This window comes from Streptomyces sp. BK239, from assembly GCF_004217285.1.
Classification (GTDB): domain Bacteria; phylum Actinomycetota; class Actinomycetes; order Streptomycetales; family Streptomycetaceae; genus Streptomyces.
This window is the reverse complement of record NZ_SHKS01000005.1, coordinates 201,383-220,073: the sequence shown is the minus strand read 5'-3', so window position 1 is coordinate 220,073 and position 18,691 is coordinate 201,383. Positions and strand designations below refer to the sequence as shown.

13 protein-coding genes and 1 tRNA gene are annotated in these 18,691 nt (G+C 68.1%); 2 read left to right on the top strand and 12 right to left on the bottom strand.

Going from position 1 to position 18,691, the window contains the following annotated elements:
- Positions 1-159 precede the first annotated feature (159 nt).
- The 11 genes from EV567_RS17405 to EV567_RS17350 form a co-directional block, all read right to left on the bottom strand.
- Positions 160-4,059, bottom strand: coding sequence for a DNA-directed RNA polymerase subunit beta' (locus EV567_RS17405; protein ID WP_130441035.1), 3,900 nt, complete (start codon positions 4,057-4,059; stop codon positions 160-162).
- Positions 4,060-4,155: 96 nt separating this feature from the next.
- Positions 4,156-7,641, bottom strand: a complete 3,486-nt coding sequence (rpoB, locus tag EV567_RS17400; protein ID WP_130441033.1) for a DNA-directed RNA polymerase subunit beta — start codon at positions 7,639-7,641, stop codon at positions 4,156-4,158.
- Positions 7,642-8,209: 568 nt separating this feature from the next.
- Positions 8,210-8,593 carry a 50S ribosomal protein L7/L12 gene (gene rplL / locus EV567_RS17390; RefSeq protein WP_037680487.1) on the bottom strand — a complete coding sequence of 128 codons (384 nt, stop codon included), beginning with the start codon at positions 8,591-8,593 and terminating at the stop codon, positions 8,210-8,212.
- Positions 8,594-8,739: 146 nt separating this feature from the next.
- Entirely contained in the window at positions 8,740-9,270 is a 531-nt protein-coding gene (gene rplJ, locus EV567_RS17385; protein WP_130441031.1) for a 50S ribosomal protein L10, read from the bottom strand.
- Positions 9,271-9,603: 333 nt separating this feature from the next.
- Positions 9,604-10,581, bottom strand: a complete 978-nt coding sequence (locus EV567_RS17380; protein WP_130441029.1) for a hypothetical protein — start codon at positions 10,579-10,581, stop codon at positions 9,604-9,606.
- Positions 10,582-10,697: 116 nt separating this feature from the next.
- The gene (locus EV567_RS17375; protein WP_130441027.1) at positions 10,698-11,612 is read right to left on the bottom strand and encodes a hypothetical protein; all 915 of its coding nucleotides are present in this window, start codon (positions 11,610-11,612) and stop codon (positions 10,698-10,700) included.
- 202 nt (positions 11,613-11,814) lie between these two features.
- On the bottom strand, positions 11,815-12,540 hold the full coding sequence (gene rplA, locus EV567_RS17370) for a 50S ribosomal protein L1 (protein WP_130441025.1): 726 nt from the start codon (positions 12,538-12,540) through the stop codon (positions 11,815-11,817).
- A gap of 107 nt (positions 12,541-12,647) precedes the next feature.
- Positions 12,648-13,082, bottom strand: a complete 435-nt coding sequence (gene rplK / locus EV567_RS17365; RefSeq protein WP_130441023.1) for a 50S ribosomal protein L11 — start codon at positions 13,080-13,082, stop codon at positions 12,648-12,650.
- Positions 13,083-13,272: 190 nt separating this feature from the next.
- Positions 13,273-14,148 carry a transcription termination/antitermination protein NusG gene (gene nusG, locus EV567_RS17360; RefSeq protein ID WP_130441021.1) on the bottom strand — a complete coding sequence of 292 codons (876 nt, stop codon included), beginning with the start codon at positions 14,146-14,148 and terminating at the stop codon, positions 13,273-13,275.
- A gap of 79 nt (positions 14,149-14,227) precedes the next feature.
- The gene (gene secE, locus EV567_RS17355) at positions 14,228-14,512 is read right to left on the bottom strand and encodes a preprotein translocase subunit SecE (protein WP_130441019.1); all 285 of its coding nucleotides are present in this window, start codon (positions 14,510-14,512) and stop codon (positions 14,228-14,230) included.
- 105 nt (positions 14,513-14,617) lie between these two features.
- Positions 14,618-14,690: transfer RNA gene (locus tag EV567_RS17350), tRNA-Trp, on the bottom strand.
- 295 nt (positions 14,691-14,985) lie between these two features.
- Here EV567_RS17350 and EV567_RS17345 point away from each other — a divergent pair.
- Positions 14,986-16,212, top strand: coding sequence for a pyridoxal phosphate-dependent aminotransferase (locus EV567_RS17345; RefSeq protein ID WP_130441017.1), 1,227 nt, complete (start codon positions 14,986-14,988; stop codon positions 16,210-16,212).
- A gap of 128 nt (positions 16,213-16,340) precedes the next feature.
- Positions 16,341-17,375 carry an adenosine deaminase gene (locus EV567_RS17340; protein ID WP_130441015.1) on the top strand — a complete coding sequence of 345 codons (1,035 nt, stop codon included), beginning with the start codon at positions 16,341-16,343 and terminating at the stop codon, positions 17,373-17,375.
- Between the two features lie 198 nt (positions 17,376-17,573).
- On the opposite strand, the gene EV567_RS17335 is transcribed toward EV567_RS17340, so the two are convergent.
- Complete coding sequence (locus tag EV567_RS17335) at positions 17,574-18,629, bottom strand: UDP-N-acetylmuramate dehydrogenase (protein ID WP_130441013.1); 1,056 nt, start codon at positions 18,627-18,629, stop codon at positions 17,574-17,576.
- Positions 18,630-18,691 lie beyond the last annotated feature (62 nt).

Sequence of the window (18,691 nt, the reverse complement as noted above, 5' to 3'; positions counted from 1 at the left end):
ATGAATGCCTCCATCATTCACCTACGCTCGGCGCGGCGCGATGGTTCCCCCTCGTACGGTCCCGTCGGAACCGCGCGAGGGCAGGGCGGACGCCTCCAAACACGCCGAAGGGCGGCCACCCCAGGGGGTGACCGCCCTTCAGAGCGTCAGACGTACGCCTTACTGGTTGTACGGACCGTAGTCGTAGTCCTCCAGCGGAACGGCCTGGCCGGAGCCCGTGCCGAACGGCGAGTAGTCGATGTCGTCGTAGCCGACGGCCGAGTACATCGCGGCCTTGGCCTCCTCGGTCGGCTCGACCCGGATGTTGCGGTAGCGGGACAGACCCGTACCGGCCGGGATGAGCTTACCGATGATGACGTTCTCCTTGAGGCCGATCAGGGAGTCGGACTTGGCGTTGATCGCCGCGTCCGTGAGGACCCTGGTCGTCTCCTGGAAGGACGCCGCCGACAGCCAGGACTCCGTGGCCAGCGAGGCCTTGGTGATACCCATGAGCTGCGGACGACCGGAGGCCGGGTGACCGCCCTCCTGCACCACACGGCGGTTCTCGGTCTCGAACTTGCCGCGCTCGACGAGCTCGCCCGGCAGCAGCTCCGCGTCGCCGGACTCGATGATCGTCACCCGGCGCAGCATCTGCCGGATGATGATCTCGATGTGCTTGTCGTGGATCGACACGCCCTGCGAGTTGTAGACCTTCTGGACCTCGCCGACCAGGTGGACCTGGACGGCGCGCTGGCCGAGGATGCGCAGCACGTCGTGCGGGTTCTGCGTACCCACGGTGAGCTGCTGGCCGACCTCGACGTGCTCGCCCTCGCTGACCTTCAGACGGGCGCGCTTGGAGATCGGGTAGGCCGTCTCGTCGCTGCCGTCGTCCGGCGTGATGACGATCTTCTTGGTCTTCTCGGTCTCCTCGATCCGCACGCGGCCGGAGGCCTCGGAGATCGGGGCGACACCCTTCGGGGTACGGGCCTCGAAGAGCTCGACGACACGCGGCAGACCCTGGGTGATGTCGTCACCGGCCACACCACCGGTGTGGAAGGTACGCATCGTCAGCTGGGTGCCGGGCTCACCGATGGACTGGGCGGCGATGATGCCGACCGCCTCACCGATGTCGACCAGCTTGCCGGTGGCCAGCGAGCGGCCGTAGCACATGGCGCAGGTGCCGACCTGCGACTCACAGGTCAGGATCGAGCGGGTCTTGACCTGCTCGACGCCGTGGCGCACCAGCTGGTCGATGAGCACGTCGCCCAGGTCCACGTTGGCCGGCGCGATCACCTTGCCGTCGATGACGACGTCCTCGGCGAGCATGCGGGCGTAGACGCTGGTCTCGACGTCACCGGCCTTGCGCAGGACGCCGTTCTCGTCCTTCGAGGCGATCCGCAGCTTCAGACCGCGCTCGGTGCCGCAGTCCTCCTCGCGGATGATGACGTCCTGCGACACGTCGACCAGACGACGGGTGAGGTAACCCGAGTCGGCGGTACGCAGAGCGGTGTCCGCCAGACCCTTACGGGCGCCGTGGGTGGAGATGAAGTACTCCAGCACGGACAGACCCTCACGGAACGACGCCTTGATGGGACGCGGGATCGTCTCGTTCTTGGCGTTCGACACCAGACCACGCATACCGGCGATCTGACGCATCTGCATCATGTTGCCTCGTGCGCCCGAGTTCACCATCATGAAGATCGGGTTGGTCTTCGGGAAGTTGTCGTTCATCGCCTCGGCGACCTCGTTGGTCGCCTGGGTCCAGATCTGGATGAGCTCCTGCGTGCGCTCTTCCTTGGTGATCAGACCGCGCTCGTACTGCTTCTGGACCTTCTCGTCCTTGGCCTCGTACCCGGCGACGATCTCCTTCTTCGCCTCGGGGACGACGACGTCGGAGATGGCGACGGTGACGCCGGAACGGGTGGCCCAGAAGAAGCCGGCCGCCTTCAGGTTGTCGAGCGTCGCCGCCACGATGACCTTGGGGTAGCGCTCGGCGAGGTCGTTGACGATCTCGGAGAGCTGCTTCTTGCCGACCTCGTAGTCGACGAACGGGTAGTCCTCGGGCAGCAGCTCGTTGAAGAGCGCACGGCCCAGCGTGGTCTTCAGCCGGAAGCTGTCACCCTGCTGCCACTCGGCCTCGCCCTCCTCCCGGGCCGGAGCCGTCCAGCCGCGCGGCGGGATGGTGCCCACCGGGAAGCGGACGTCGATCTTCGACTGGAGCGACAGCTCGCCCGCGTCGAAGGCCATGATCGCCTCGGCGACGGAGGAGAAGGAGCGGTCCTCGCCCTTCACGTCCCGCATCTCGCCGTCGGTGGTGAGGAAGAACAGACCGAGGACCATGTCCTGGGTCGGCATCGTCACCGGACGGCCGTCGGCGGGCTTGAGGATGTTGTTCGAGGACAGCATCAGGATGCGGGCCTCGGCCTGCGCCTCCGCGGACAGCGGCAGGTGCACGGCCATCTGGTCACCGTCGAAGTCCGCGTTGAACGCGGTGCAGACGAGCGGGTGGATCTGGATGGCCTTGCCCTCGACCAGCTGCGGCTCGAAGGCCTGGATGCCGAGGCGGTGCAGGGTGGGCGCACGGTTCAGCAGCACCGGGTGCTCGGCGATGACCTCTTCGAGGACGTCGTACACCACGGTGCGGCCGCGCTCGACCATGCGCTTGGCGCTCTTGATGTTCTGCGCGTGGTTCAGGTCGACCAGGCGCTTCATCACGAACGGCTTGAACAGCTCCAGCGCCATCGCCTTCGGCAGACCGCACTGGTGCAGCTTCAGCTGCGGACCGACGACGATCACGGAACGCGCCGAGTAGTCGACACGCTTGCCGAGCAGGTTCTGACGGAAGCGGCCCTGCTTGCCCTTCAGCATGTCGCTGAGGGACTTCAGCGGGCGGTTGCCGGGGCCCGTCACCGGGCGGCCGCGACGACCGTTGTCGAAGAGGGCGTCAACAGCCTCCTGAAGCATGCGCTTCTCGTTGTTGACGATGATCTCGGGCGCGCCGAGGTCGAGGAGCCTCTTCAGACGGTTGTTGCGGTTGATCACACGGCGGTACAGGTCGTTCAGGTCGGAGGTCGCGAAGCGGCCACCGTCCAGCTGCACCATCGGACGCAGGTCCGGCGGGATGACCGGCACGCAGTCCAGCACCATGCCCTTGGGGCTGTTGCTGGTCTGCAGGAACGCGGAGACGACCTTGAGGCGCTTGAGCGCACGGGTCTTCTTCTGGCCCTTGCCGGTGCGGATGATCTCGCGGAGCTTCTCGGCCTCCTCGTCGAGGTCGAAGGACTCCAGGCGCTTCTGCAGCGCCGCGGCGCCCATCGAGCCGTCGAAGTACGTGCCGAAGCGGTCACGCAGCTCGCGGTAGAGGAGCTCGTCGCCCTCCAGGTCCTGGACCTTGAGGTTCTTGAAGCGGGTCCACACCTCGTCGAGACGGTCGATCTCGCGCTGCGCGCGGTCGCGCAGCTGCTTCATCTCACGCTCAGCGCCTTCGCGCACCTTGCGGCGCACGTCGGCCTTGGCGCCCTCGGCCTCCAGCTCGGCCAGGTCGGTCTCGAGCTTCTTGGCGCGGGCCTCCAGGTCGGCGTCCCGGCGGTTCTCGATCTGCTGCCGCTCGACGGAGACGTGCGCCTCCAGGGAGGGCAGGTCGCGGGTGCGGCGCTCCTCGTCGACGTACGTGATCATGTACGCCGCGAAGTAGATGACCTTCTCGAGGTCCTTCGGGGCGAGGTCGAGCAGGTAGCCCAGCCGCGACGGAACGCCCTTGAAGTACCAGATGTGGGTGACGGGGGCGGCCAGCTCGATGTGGCCCATCCGCTCACGGCGCACCTTGGCGCGGGTCACCTCGACGCCGCAGCGCTCACAGATGATGCCCTTGAAGCGGACGCGCTTGTACTTGCCGCAGTAGCACTCCCAGTCCCGGGTCGGACCGAAGATCTTCTCGCAGAAGAGTCCGTCCTTCTCGGGCTTGAGGGTGCGGTAGTTGATGGTCTCGGGCTTCTTGACCTCGCCGTGGCTCCACTGACGGATGTCGTCAGCGGTGGCCAGGCCGATCCGGAGCTCGTCGAAGAAGTTGACGTCGAGCACTATGCGTCAATCCCTCTCAGGGTCGTGAGTCTTGGGGTCTGAAACGGGGGTCCTGGGGCCGGCGGACCTTGGGGTGCAAGGTCCGCCGGACTCCCGTCAGACCTCTTCGACGCTGCTCGGCTCGCGCCGGGACAGGTCGATGCCGAGCTCCTCCGCAGCGCGGAAGACGTCCTCGTCGGTGTCGCGCATCTCGATGGACATGCCGTCGCTGGACAGCACCTCCACGTTCAGGCACAGGGACTGCATCTCCTTGATGAGCACCTTGAAGGACTCGGGGATGCCGGGTTCGGGGATGTTCTCGCCCTTGACGATGGCCTCGTAGACCTTCACGCGGCCGGTGACGTCGTCGGACTTGATGGTCAGGAGCTCCTGGAGGGCGTACGCGGCGCCGTAAGCCTCCAGCGCCCACACCTCCATCTCACCGAAGCGCTGGCCACCGAACTGGGCCTTACCACCCAGCGGCTGCTGGGTGATCATCGAGTACGGGCCGGTCGAGCGGGCGTGCAGCTTGTCGTCGACCAGGTGGTGCAGCTTCAGGATGTACATGTAGCCGACCGAGATCGGGTCCGGGAACGGCTCACCGCTGCGGCCGTCGAACAGCCGCGCCTTGCCGGACGGGAGCACCATGCGCTCGCCGTCGCGGTTGGGGATGGTGTGCTGCAGCAGACCCGCCAGCTCGTCCTCACGGGCGCCGTCGAAGACCGGGGTCGCGACGTTGGTGCCCGGCTGGACCGAGTCGGCGCCGATCGCCTGGAGGCGCTGCGCCCACTCGTCGGCGAGACCGGAGACGTCCCAGCCGCGGCTGGCGAGCCAGCCGAGGTGGATCTCCAGGACCTGCCCCGGGTTCATTCGGGACGGGACGCCGAGCGGGTTGAGGATGATGTCGACCGGGGTGCCGTCCTCCAGGAACGGCATGTCCTCGATCGGCAGGATCTTGGAGATGACGCCCTTGTTGCCGTGGCGGCCGGCGAGCTTGTCACCGTCGGTGATCTTGCGCTTCTGCGCGACGTAGACGCGCACCAGCTGGTTCACACCGGGGGGAAGCTCGTCGCCCTCCTCGCGGTCGAAGACGCGGACGCCGATGACCTTGCCGATCTCGCCGTGCGGCACCTTCAGCGAGGTGTCACGGACCTCACGGGCCTTCTCGCCGAAGATCGCGCGCAGCAGGCGCTCCTCCGGGGTCAGCTCGGTCTCGCCCTTGGGCGTGACCTTGCCGACGAGGATGTCGCCGGCGACGACCTCGGCGCCGATGCGGATGATGCCGCGCTCGTCGAGGTCGGCGAGGACCTCCTCGGAGACGTTCGGGATGTCCCGGGTGATCTCCTCGGGGCCGAGCTTGGTGTCACGGGCGTCGACCTCGTGCTCCTCGATGTGGATCGAGGAGAGGACGTCGTCCTGCACGAGGCGCTGCGACAGGATGATCGCGTCCTCGTAGTTGTGACCCTCCCACGGCATGAACGCCACGAGCAGGTTCTTGCCCAGTGCCATCTCGCCGTTCTCGGTGGCCGGGCCGTCGGCCAGGACCTGGCCCTCGACGATCCGGTCGCCCTCGTTGACGATGACCTTCTGGTTGACCGAGGTGCCCTGGTTGGACCGGGCGAACTTGGCCAGGCGGTACGTGATGTACGTGCCGTCGTCGTTGGTGGTGGTGATGTAGTCGGCGGAGACCTCCTGGACCACACCCGCCTTCTCGGCCTTGACCACGTCGCCGGCGTCGACGGCGGAGCGGTACTCCATGCCGGTGCCGACGAGCGGGGACTCGCTCTTGATGAGCGGCACGGCCTGACGCATCATGTTCGCGCCCATGAGGGCACGGTTGGCGTCGTCGTGCTCGAGGAACGGGATCATGGCGGTCGCGACCGACACCATCTGGCGCGGCGAGACGTCCATGTAGTCCACGTCGTCACCGGGGACGTAGTCGACCTCGCCGCCACGGCGGCGGACCAGGACGCGGTTCTCGGTGAAACGCAGGTCGTCGTCGAGCGTGGCGTTGGCCTGCGCGATGACGAACCGGTCCTCTTCGTCGGCCGTCAGGTAGTCGACCTCGTCGGTGACGACACCGTCGACGACCTTGCGGTACGGCGTCTCCACGAAGCCGAACGCGTTGACGCGGCCGTAGGAGGCGAGCGAACCGATCAGACCGATGTTCGGGCCTTCGGGCGTCTCGATCGGGCACATGCGGCCGTAGTGCGAGGGGTGCACGTCACGGACCTCGAAGCCGGCCCGCTCACGGGAGAGACCACCCGGGCCGAGCGCGGACAGACGACGCTTGTGCGTCAGCCCGGACAGCGGGTTGTTCTGGTCCATGAACTGCGACAGCTGGCTGGTGCCGAAGAACTCCTTGATGGAGGCGACGACCGGCCGGATGTTGATCAGGGTCTGCGGCGTGATCGCCTCGACGTCCTGGGTCGTCATGCGCTCGCGGACGACGCGCTCCATCCGGGCCAGACCCGTGCGGACCTGGTTCTGGATGAGCTCGCCGACGCTGCGCAGACGGCGGTTGCCGAAGTGGTCGATGTCGTCGGTCTCGACGACGATCGTCTGACCGTTGTCGCCGACCGTCTCGGTCTCACCGGCGTGCAGCTTGACCAGGTACTTGATGGTCGAGATGACGTCCTCGACCGTCAGCACGCCCGCGTCGAGCGGAGCGTTGCCGGCCAGCTTCTTGTTGACCTTGTAGCGGCCGACCTTGGCGAGGTCGTAGCGCTTGGGGTTGAAGTAGAGGTTCTCCAGCAGCGTCTGCGCGGCCTCACGCGTGGGGGGCTCGCCCGGACGCAGCTTGCGGTAGATGTCGAGCAGCGCGTCGTCCTGGCCCTGGGTGTGGTCCTTCTCCAGGGTGGCGCGCATGGACTCGTACTCGCCGAACTCCTCGAGGATCTGCTCGGTGGTCCAGCCGAGAGCCTTCAGAAGGACGGTGACGGACTGCTTGCGCTTGCGGTCGATGCGCACACCGACCATGTCGCGCTTGTCGATCTCCAGCTCCAGCCAGGCGCCCCGGGAGGGGATGACCTTGGCGGAGAAGATGTCCTTGTCGGACGTCTTGTCGATGGAGGAGTCGAAGTAGACACCCGGCGAACGGACCAGCTGCGACACCACGACACGCTCGGTGCCGTTGATGACGAAGGTGCCCTTGTGGGTCATGAGCGGGAAGTCGCCCATGAAGACCGTCTGGGACTTGATCTCGCCGGTCTCGTTGTTGGTGAACTCCGCCGTGACGAAGAGCGGCGCGGCGTAGGTGAAGTCGCGGTCCTTGCACTCGTCGATGGAGTTCTTCGGCGGCTCGAAACGGTGGTCACGGAAGGTCAGGGACATCGACCCGGAGAAGTCCTCGATCGGGGAGATCTCCTCGAAGATCTCCTCGAGCCCGGACTTCGTGGGGACGTCCTGACCGTTCTCCAGAGCCTCCTCGACCCGACTCTGCCAAGCGGTGTTGCCGAGCAGCCAGTCGAAGCTCTCGGTCTGCAGCGCGAGCAGGTTCGGAACCTCGAGAGGCTCCTTGATCTTTGCAAAGGAAATGCGCAGCGGGGCGGTGCTGGCGCCGTTGTTCGTATTCGCGGTCGAGGCGTTGCGCGAGGCGGCCAAGAGGGGGTCCTTCCGAGGGCTCGGACTCACTACGCGCGTGCCGGCCCCTCTTCCACACACGGAGGACAGATGGTGCCCGATCGGCCGAAAGGCCAGGTCGGACGTATCCGGTCGTCGGTGCTAGGGCGAGGGCATGCCCCTGGTGACGGGCAGGGGACAGCTAACAGGCAGCGCAAAGGGTCAGTGTAGCCACTTGGCACACTGATGTCCAGTGCGGGTTTCTCGCGACCCTCGTTGTTCTCAACGCCCTCGGTCTGCTAGTCCTCAACGCACGGTGATACTGCCCTCTTCGTCGTCGATCCATGCCTCGGAACCCGGATCGTTGTGACGACGCGTCCTGAGAATTGCGCGCTGCGTGCGGTTCGTCAAGGCCCCCCGGCTCGAACTCCCTGTCCGAACCGTTGCCCGAACAGAGGTGCCCGGCGACACGACGAAGATCACCATACCCCCCACGCACTCAGGTGCAAGGCAACCGTGGCCGGACCCCGGAAACGCCGAAGAGCGACCACCCAGATGGATGATCGCTCCTCGGTACGTGAGCGTTACAGCCCCTTTTCGGGGCCGGCGCTTACTTGACCTCGACGGAGGCGCCGGCGCCCTTGAGGGACTCGGCGGCCTTCTCGGCGGCGTCCTTGGCGACCTTCTCGAGGACGGGCTTCGGGGCGCCGTCCACGAGGTCCTTGGCCTCCTTCAGACCCAGGGAGGTCAGCTCACGCACGACCTTGATGACCTGGATCTTCTTGTCGCCCGCACCGGTGAGGATGACGTCGAACTCGTCCTTCTCCTCCTCGGCCTCGGCGGTGGCGGCCGGGCCGGCCGGGCCGGCGACGGCGACCGCGGCGGCGGCGGTGACGTCGAACTTCTCCTCGAACGCCTTCACGAACTCGGAGAGCTCGATGAGGGTCATCTCCTCGAACTGCGCGAGCAGGTCTTCCTGGCTGAGCTTCGCCATGGTGGGCGATCCTTCCACTAATTCGGCTGGTGCCGGATGTACATGTCTGGCGGGCGTCCGCCTTGCGGCGTCACGTAGACGTTCGGCCCGCTACGACCGCTGCTTCAGGCGAGCTGCCTCAGGCGGCGGTCATTTCGGGGGCCGAGTTACTCGGCACCGCCCTGCTCGGCCTGCTTGGCGCGAAGAGCGTCCACGGTGCGGACGAGCTTCGAGGGAAGCGCCTGGAAGAGCTGAGCAGCCTGAGACTGCTTGCCCTTGAAGGCACCCGCCAGCTTGCTGAGCAGAACCTCGCGGGACTCGAGGTCCGCAAGCTTCTTGATCTCGTCGGCGGACAGCGCCTTGCCGTCAAGGACACCGCCCTTGATGACGAGGTTGGGGTTGTCCTTGGCGAAGTCACGAAGACCCTTGGCCGACTCCACCGGGTCACCGGTGACGAAGGCGACCGCCGTCGGACCGTTGAACAGGTCGTCGAGCGTCGTGATCCCGGCCTCGTTGGCCGCAATCTTGGTCAGCGTGTTCTTCACCACGGCGTACTGGGCGTTCTCACCGAGCGAACGGCGCAGGTTCTTGAGCTGCGCCACGGAGAGACCCCGGTACTCGGTCAGCACGGCGGCGTTCGAGCTGCGGAACTGCTCCGTCAGCTCGGCTACCGCGGCAGCCTTGTCGGGCCTTGCCATAGAGCGTCGGCCTCCTTCCGGGTGATGAGGACCGCTCAGAAGGGGCTACGACAGACGAAACGCCCCGGCGCAGGCGCACGGGGCGTAGCTCGACCGGACGACATCCGTCGAAGGACGGACTGCGGCCGGGAGCACTTCCACTCACACCTGCGCGGGTCGCCCGCATATCAGCGGATCCTTCGGTCACCGGGCTCTTTCGCAAGGGCACGGCAACGACCAGCGGTCTTTGGCTTCCTCGGAAGAGTACGGGAACGGATCGCCGTCAAGCAAATCCGTTCCCCGCACGGCTGGAGTGAGCGAGGGAGTGGGTGAGCGAGGGACGCGGCGAGGAGGTCAGACCGCGGGCGCGGGCTCCAGCCCGGAGACGTCGATCTCCGACTCGAGGTCGGACAGTTCCTTGTCGAGCGCGGGGTCGCCGCCGCTCTCGCCGACGCCCTTCGCGATCTCCTTGAACATCTGCGCCAGGTCGAAGGTCTGGTCGGCCGGCGGCGCCTTGACCACGGCCTTGGCGCCGTAGTCGGAGAACGTCATCGACATGCGGACCTTGCCCTGGGGAGCGTCCATGCCGATGTCCATCCGCGCCGGCAGGTCGTCACCGTTGACCCAGACGTCCGTGTCGTAGCCCTTGATGCCGGCCTTCTCCGCCTGCTTCAGCACCTCGGCGCGCTTCTTCGGGTCGAGGACGCCCAGCGAGTCGTTGGCCTCCAGCATCTCCTTCACCGTGAGGGTGCCCTTGTAGTGCTCGGCCTGCTCGCCGCCGATCTTCTCGCTGCCCACGTGCTTCAGGTTGGGCGAGTCGAGGAGCATGGCCAGCTGCTGCGCCGGGTCCTGGTTCATGTTCTCCAGGCCGGAGGACATCTGCTTGCGCAGCGCGGGATTGCCGGTGGCCTCCGCCATCGCGGTCAGGTCCATCTTCATCCAGCGCTTGCCGTCCAGCTCGGCGGGCGCCTTGTCCCCCATGTCCAGGTACATGATGTTGTCGCGCATGATCATGCGCACACGCTCCGGAGCGCCGGGGGCCTGCGCCAGGGCCGAGCTCTCCATCGTGAGGTCCATGACGGCCGGGTCCCAGCCCATGATCCCGGACATCTTCATGTCGCCGCCGCCCTTCATGGCGGTCGGCATCGACACCGTCATGGTGACCTTGGCCGACTTCGCCTCGGACGTCTTCTCGTAGGCGGCCGTCAGCACCTGCGCGGCGGACCGCTCAGCCCCCTGCTTGACGCCCTTGCCCGCGCCCGCGCAGCCCACCGCGCCGGTGAGGATCAGGACCACGACGGTGGCCGCGGCGGTGTTTCTCCGTACGTTCATGTGTGTCCCCCCAGGACATCGGGACGCGATCGTCCCCCGCGTCCATCACCCACCGGGGACCTTATCCCGGTGATCTCTTTGCCGTCGTGCGAGTTTCGGGCGCTTTTCAGGCCCCTCTACCGTGTCGAGGACTGCTTCCGCAGCAGCTCGGTGAAGTCGGCGGTGTCACCCGCCGGCGGCGCCTGCACGGAGGCGTCGGCGCCGTAGTCGCTGTAGTGGACGGTCTGCGTGTACGTCCCGTTGGTCATCTGGCCCTTCTCGACCTTCTTGACCAGCAGATCGTCCCCGTCGACCCAGATGTCGATGGTCTCGGTCTCCACGCCGGCCTGCTCCAGCTGCTTCCTCATGTCGGCGAGCTGGGCCGCGCTGAGGCTGGAGTTGCGGGCGGCGAGGTCCGCGAGGTCGACCGTGCCCGAGTAGTGCGTGGTCTCCTTGCCGCGCACCGTCTCCTCGCCGACCTTGCGCACGTCCCCCGAGGCCAGCAGCATCTTCACCGACTGGTTCGGGGTGGAGTTCTGCATCTGGTCCTTCAGATACGCGCCCGACCCGCCCCCGAGGTCCGCCAGGGCGTCGTAGGGATACCTGATCCAGTGCTTGCCGCCGGCCTGCGCCGCGAAGGCGTCGCCCATGCGCGCGTAGTAGGCGTCGGGCAGGTAGCGGGCCTCCATCGACGTGCTGCCCATCTTGCGCATGGTGTCGGCCAGCGCGCCGCCGGTGTACGTGAGGGTGAGTCTGCCCCTGAGCCCGTCGCTCCAGCCCACCGATCCTTCGGCCGTCATCGACATCGCCGAGCCCATGGTCGTCGTGGACTCCACCCTCGCGGAGTCGGCCGCGCTCGTGGACTTCTCCGCACTGAGCAGCGCCGCGACGGGGCTCAGGGCGGCGCCGCCCCCGCCCGGCGCCCCGCTGCCCCCGCCGGACCCTTCGCGCGCCCCTCCGGAGCCGCTCCCCCCGCATGCGGCCACCCCGGCCAGCAGGCCCACCGCGACGATCGACACGCCCGCGCGGCGCGCGCCCGTGGACTTCCCCATACGTCCCACCCCCAACGAATCCCGTGCTCGCACGCTAACGCACGGCACTGACATCGACGCCGATTCGCGGGTTCCGGTGGTCCTGACCCCGGCGCTCACCGACGCCACAGGGAGCGCACCCGCACGGGAAAAGGGACGAGCCCCGCACCTCGGAAGGTTGCGGGGCTCGTCGCCGATCGCTGTGAGCGGATGCTCAACCCGGTCAGACGGCTGCCGGGTCCTCCTCGACGAGGAGGTTGCGGGTGCGGTTCGGGTCGAGCTGAATGCCGGGGCCCATCGTGGTGGAGATGGCGGCCTTCTTGATGTAGCGACCCTTGGCGGCGGACGGCTTCAGACGGAGGATCTCCTCCAGCGCCGCGCCGTAGTTCTCCACCAGCTTGCTGTCGTCGAACGACGTCTTGCCGATGATGAAGTGCAGGTTCGCGTGCTTGTCGACACGGAACTCGATCTTGCCGCCCTTGATGTCGGTGACGGCCTTGGCCACGTCGGGGGTGACGGTGCCGGTCTTCGGGTTCGGCATCAGGCCACGCGGACCGAGCACGCGGCCGAGGCGGCCGACCTTGCCCATGAGGTCCGGGGTGGCGACGACGGCGTCGAAGTCCAGACGGCCCTTCGCGACCTCGTCGATCAGTTCGTCGGAGCCGACGATGTCGGCGCCCGCGGCCTCCGCGGCCGCAGCACGGTCACCGGTCGCGAAGACCAGGACCCGGGCGGTCTTGCCGGTGCCGTGCGGCAGGTTCACGGTGCCACGGACCATCTGGTCGGCCTTGCGCGGGTCGACACCCAGACGGAAGGCGACCTCGACGGTGCCGTCGAACTTGGTCGTGGAGGTCTCCTTGGCGAGACGGACGGCCTCGAGCGGGGCGTACTGCTTCTCCCGGTCGATCTTGGCGTCCGCAGCGCGGAGAGACTTGCTGCGCTTGCTCACTGCTGCTCCTGTGTGTTCTGAGGAGTCGTGGTGCGGGCCGAGCAGGCCCTGCCACGCGCGGCCGAGGCCGCATGGAGTTCTGAGAAGGTGCTACGGGGCTTGGAAGGTCAGCCCTCGACCGTGACGCCCATGGAACGCGCGGTGCCGGCGATGATCTTCGCGGCGGCGTCCAGGTCGTTGGCGTTGAGGTCGGGAAGCTTGGTCTGCGCGATCTCGCGGACCTGCTCCTGGGTGATCTTGGCGACCTTGGTCTTGTGGGGCTCGCCCGAGCCCTTCTCGACACCAGCGGCCTTGAGGATCATCTTCGCGGCCGGCGGCGTCTTGGTGATGAAGGTGAAGGAGCGGTCCTCGTAGACCGTGATCTCCACCGGGATCACCCAGCCACGCTGCGACTCGGTCGCGGCGTTGTAGGCCTTGCAGAACTCCATGATGTTGACGCCGTGCTGGCCGAGCGCGGGGCCGACCGGCGGTGCGGGGTTGGCCGCACCGGCGTTGATCTGGAGCTTGATGAGCCCCGTGACCTTCTTCTTCTTGGGAGGCATTGCTCTCCGGGTCCTTTCGGTTCGGGTCCTGCCCGCGTTCGGAACACCGTCCGGAAAGCCGACAAGCCGCTCCGGACGCAGGCATACCGCACAACGATAGCGGGTATAGATGCGCGGCCAAAAACCGAGCAGGTCAGACCGGCCTCATCAGCCTGTCTGACCTGTTCGGAGGCGGGGGGTCCAGAAAAAGCTAGTTCTTCTGGATCTGGTCGAAGCTGAGCTCGACCGGGGTCTCGCGGCCGAAGATCTCCACGAGACCCTTGACCTTCTTCGAGTCGGCGTTGATCTCGTTGATCGTGGCCTGCAGCGTGGCGAACGGGCCGTCCGTGACGGTGACCGAGTCGCCGACCTCGAAGTCCAGCACCTGGACCTCGACCTTGCGTGACGGAGCCGGCTTGCCCTCGGCCTCGGCGGCCTCGCGGGCGGCCTTCTCCTCGGCCTCCGGGGCGAGCATCTTGACGATCTCGTCCAGGGTCAGCGGGTACGGGTCGTAGGCGTTGCCCACGAAGCCGGTGACGCCGGGGGTGTTGCGGACGACGCCCCAGGACTCGTTCGTCAGGTCCATGCGCACCAGCACGTAGCCGGGGAGCTTGTTCTGGCGGATGGTCTTGCGGTCGCCGTTCTTGATCTGGACGACCTCTTCCTGCGGCACCTCGGCCTGGAAGATGTAGTCCTCGACGTTCAGCGAGACGGCGCGCTGCTCCAGGTTGGTCTTCACGCGGTTCTCGTAGCCGGCGTAGGTGTGGATCACGTACCACTCGCCGGGCAGCGTGCGCAGCTCCTCGCGCAGGGCGGCGATGGGGTCGACCGGCTCGGCCGGCTCCTCCTCGACCGCGTCCTCCGCGACGGCCTCGGCACCCTCGGCGTCCTCGTCGTCGGCGGCGGCGCTCTCGGCGCCCTCTTCTTCGTCGCCCTCGACGTGCAGCGCGGCTTCCTCCGCGGGGTCCCCGGCCTCGGCGTCGGCAGCCTCGAACTCGTCCAGGTCCTCGTCAGCGCCCTCGACGATGTCGAGCTCGTCGTCAGCCTGGTCCGGCTCGATGGCGTCGTTCAGGTTCTGGTCAGACACGGTGGCTGCTTCTTCCTGGATACATAGGGGTGGAACACGCGAAAGGGGCGCCGATCACCCGGCGCCCTTCGCTCTTGGCTCAGCCGAAGACGTACTTGGCGAGGTGGCTGAGTCCATAGTCAATCACGGTCACCAGGCCGATCATGATCACGACGAAGACGATCACCACGGTCGTGTACGTCGTCAGCTGGTTCCGCGTGGGCCAGACGACCTTGCGGAGCTCCGCGACGATCTGGCGGTAGAAGAGGGCGAGCCGCTTCAGCGGGCCCTTCTTGGCGCGCTTGCCGCCCTTGCGCGCTTTCTGCGTCTCAGGCACTTCGTCCTGGGCATCAGGCGTGTCGATGGAGCCCACGGCATCCGCCATTCGTCCTCACCTGTTCCCGGGTCGTGGCCGTGCCGCGCCCGGTCTGAGCCGCACGGCGGTGCATTGCTGTACGTACATGCGCACACATCCTGGCGGTGTGTGTAGCAGGGCCGGAGGGACTCGAACCCCCAACCGCTGGTTTTGGAGACCAGTGCTCTACCAATTGAGCTACGACCCTTTGTGTGTCCCCCAACGTACCGCATCCACCCGGATGCTCGGTGTGCATCCGTTGCGGCACGGCTGTCGAAGGCCAACGACGTAGGAGTGTACGTGGTCCCGGGCCCTCCGTCGAACGGAAAGCGGCCCGTGGAGCGCCATCCGCGCAAGATCGTCGGGAAACGGCCGGAAGATCACCCAGGCCACCGCCCGGACCCGGCCGGCGATCCGTACGGATGTTCTGGGGTTTGCCCGTACCTGTTCAGTCTGTGAAACCCGCGTGCCCGGCTCGTTTCCGGTCTGGAACCATGGGCCTCATGAGCGCTGCAACCCCTCCCACCGAGCGCCGGGTCTCCGCCCGAGTCGGCGCGATCTCCGAGTCCGCCACCCTCGCCGTGGACGCCAAGGCCAAGGCCCTGAAGGCCGCCGGGCGTCCGGTGATCGGCTTCGGCGCCGGCGAGCCCGACTTCCCGACCCCGGACTACATCGTCGCGGCGGCCGTCGAGGCCTGCAAGAACCCGAAGTACCACCGCTACACGCCGGCGGGCGGTCTGCCCGAGCTGAAGGCCGCCATCGCCGCGAAGACCCTGCGTGACTCGAACTACGAGGTCGACCCGTCGCAGATCCTGGTCACCAACGGCGGCAAGCAGGCCATCTACGAGGCGTTCGCCGCGATCCTCGACCCGGGTGACGAGGTCATCGTCCCGGCGCCGTACTGGACGACGTACCCGGAGTCGATCCGGCTGGCCGGCGGCGTCCCGGTGGAGGTCGTCGCGGACGAGACGACCGGCTACCGGGTGAGCGTGGAGCAGCTGGAGGCGGCGCGCACGGAGAAGACGAAGGTCGTGCTCTTCGTCTCCCCGTCCAACCCGACCGGCGCGGTCTACAGCGCCGAGGACGCCGAGGCGATCGGCCGCTGGGCCGTGGAGCACGGCCTGTGGGTGCTGACGGACGAGATCTACGAGCACCTGGTCTACGGCGACGCGACGTTCACCTCGCTGCCGGCGATCCTGCCGGAGCTGCGGGACAAGTGCATCGTGGTCAACGGCGTCGCCAAGACGTACGCGATGACCGGCTGGAGGGTCGGCTGGATCATCGGCCCGAAGGACGTGGTGAAGGCCGCGACCAACCTCCAGTCGCACGCCACCTCGAACGTCTCCAACGTGGCCCAGGCCGCCGCGCTGGCCGCCGTCTCCGGTGACCTGTCGGCCGTCGAGAAGATGCGCGAGGCGTTCGACCGGCGCCGCAAGACCATCGTGCGGATGCTCAACGAGATCGACGGAGTGCTCTGCCCGGAGCCCGAGGGCGCGTTCTACGCCTACCCGTCGGTGAAGGCCCTGCTCGGCAAGGAGATCCGCGGCAAGCGCCCGCAGGACACCGTCGAGCTCGCGGCGCTCATCCTGGAGGAGGCCGAGGTCGCGGTCGTCCCGGGCGAGGCCTTCGGCACGCCGGGCTACCTGCGGCTGTCGTACGCGCTGGGCGACGAGGACCTCGTCGAGGGCGTGAGCCGGATCCAGAAGCTGCTGGCGGAGGCCACCGACTGACGTCGGCCTCTCGTCGTACGGGGCCCACTCGCCGGATGCGGCGGGTGGGCCCCGCTGCTTTGTGCGAGCAAGACCACGTTCGGGGAATCGACTGTCCGAACGGCGCCCGCGTACGGCAGGATTCCCAGATGGAGCGTGTACGTGATGTCTCTGAACTGCCGAAAGCCCATCTGCACCTGCACTTCACCGGATCGATGCGGCCCTCCACCGTGCTGGAGCTGGCCGACAAGTACGGCGTGCGCCTGCCGGAGACGCTGACCGAGGCCCTGACCAGTGGGGAGCCGCCGCAGTTGCGGGCGACGGACGAACGGGGCTGGTTCCGCTTCCAGCGTCTGTACGACGCCGCCCGCGGCTGCGTCCGGGAGCCCGAGGACATACAGCGCCTGGTGCGCGAGGCCGCCGAGGAGGACGTGCGGGACGGCTCGGGCTGGCTGGAGATCCAGGTCGATCCGACGTCGTACGCGCCCCGGCTGGGCGGGCTGATCCCGGCGCTGGAGATCATCCTGGACGCCGTGGACTCGGCCTCGCGGGACACGGGGCTCGGGATGCGGGTGCTGGTGGCGGCGAACCGGATGAAGCATCCGCTGGACGCGCGCACCCTGGCCCGGCTCGCGGTGCGGTACGCGGACCGGGGCGTCGTCGGCTTCGGGCTGTCGAACGACGAACGGCGGGGCATGGCCCGTGACTTCGACCGGGCGTTCGCCATCGCGCGGGAGGGCGGGCTGCTGTCCGCGCCGCACGGGGGTGAGTTGACGGGGCCGGCGTCGGTGCGGGACTGCCTGGACGATCTGCACGCCTCGCGGATCGGGCACGGCGTGCGGGCCGCGGAGGACCCGCGGCTGCTGAAGCGGCTGGCGGAGCGGGGCGTGACCTGCGAGGTGTGCCCGGCCTCGAACGTGGCGCTGGGGGTCTACGAGAAGCCCGAGGACGTGCCGCTGCGCACGCTGTTCGACGCGGGCGTGCCAATGGCGCTGGGCGCCGACGACCCGCTGCTCTTCGGCTCCCGCCTGGCCGCCCAGTACGAACTGGCCCGGCATCACCAGGGCTTCAGCGACGAGGAGCTGGCGGAACTGGCCCGCCAGTCCATCCGCGCCTCAGCGGCCCCGGACGACGTACGCACCAAGCTGCTGTCGGGGGTGGACGACTGGCTGGCGACGCCGTAGCCGCGCCGCAGGCGGCGGCCGCGTCGTGGCTGCGGGCAGTCGTGCCGCTGGGGCGATGGGGGTCCCCCCGCTCGAGCGAAGCCGGGAGTGGGGGAGGGTGCGCGCAGCGGCACCCCGTGACGCCGGGCTGCGTCGAGCGCCGTGCGCCGGCATCCACCCCGGGTGCCATACGCGCGCCGGGCAAGGTGACCGCCGTTCCTACAGGCTCACCCCGACCGTCACCGGCTCGTTGACCAGCGTCACGCCGAAAGCCTCCCGCACCCCGGCGACGACCTCCCGCGCGAGCACGAGCAGATCCTCCGTGGTGGCCGCCCCCCGGTTGGTGAGCGCGAGCGTGTGCTTGGTGGAGATACGCGCGGGCCCGTCGCCGTACCCCTTGGCGAACCCGGCCTTGTCGATGAGCCAGGCCGCGGAGGTCTTCGTGTACCCCTCCCCCGCCGGGTAGGCGGGCGGCTCTACGCCGTCCCCGAGCCGCTCCTTCACGCGCGCGTGGAACACCGCGAAGTCGGCGTCGGTGAGGATCGGGTTGGTGAAGAACGATCCGGCGGACCAGGTGTCGTGGTCCTCGGGGTCGAGCACCATCCCCTTGCCCGCGCGCAGCTTGAGCACGGTCTCCCGGGCGTCGGCGAGCGGTACGCGCTCCCCGGGCTCCACCCCCAGCGCGCGGGCCGTCTCGGCGTACTTCAGAGGCGCCGAGAGCCCGTCCGCGTCCTCCAGGGCGAAGCGGACGCGCAGGACGACGTACCGCTCGGGGTCGGCCTTGAAGCGGCTGTGCCGGTAGGAGAAGGCGCACTCGGCGGCGGTGAGGGCGACGGTCTCGCCGGCGCGGCGGTCGTAGGCGATCACCTCGGTGATCGTGGAGGAGACCTCCTGGCCGTACGCCCCGACGTTCTGGATGGGGGTCGCGCCCGCGGAGCCGGGGATGCCGGCGAGGCATTCGACGCCGGCGAGCCCGGCCTCGACGGTGCGGGCGACGGCGTCGGTCCACACCTCGCCGGCCGCCAGTTCCAGCGTGGTGCCGGTGAGCTCGAAGCCGCTGGTGGCGATGCGCAGGGCGGTGCCCTCGAAGCCTTTGTCGCCGATGACGAGGTTGGAGCCGCCGCCGATGACCAGCAGTGGTGTGCCGTCGGCGTCGGCCTCGCGGACGGCGGCGATCACCTCGGCGTCGGTCGTCGCGGTGACCAGCCGGGTGGCGGGGCCGCCCAGCCGGAAGGTGGTCAGCGGGGCGAGGGGGGCGTCGTGGAGTTCCTGCACGCGCCCAAGACTACGGGCATGGGTATGGGGCGCCCGCAATGGAGGACGCCCCTTACCGCCGC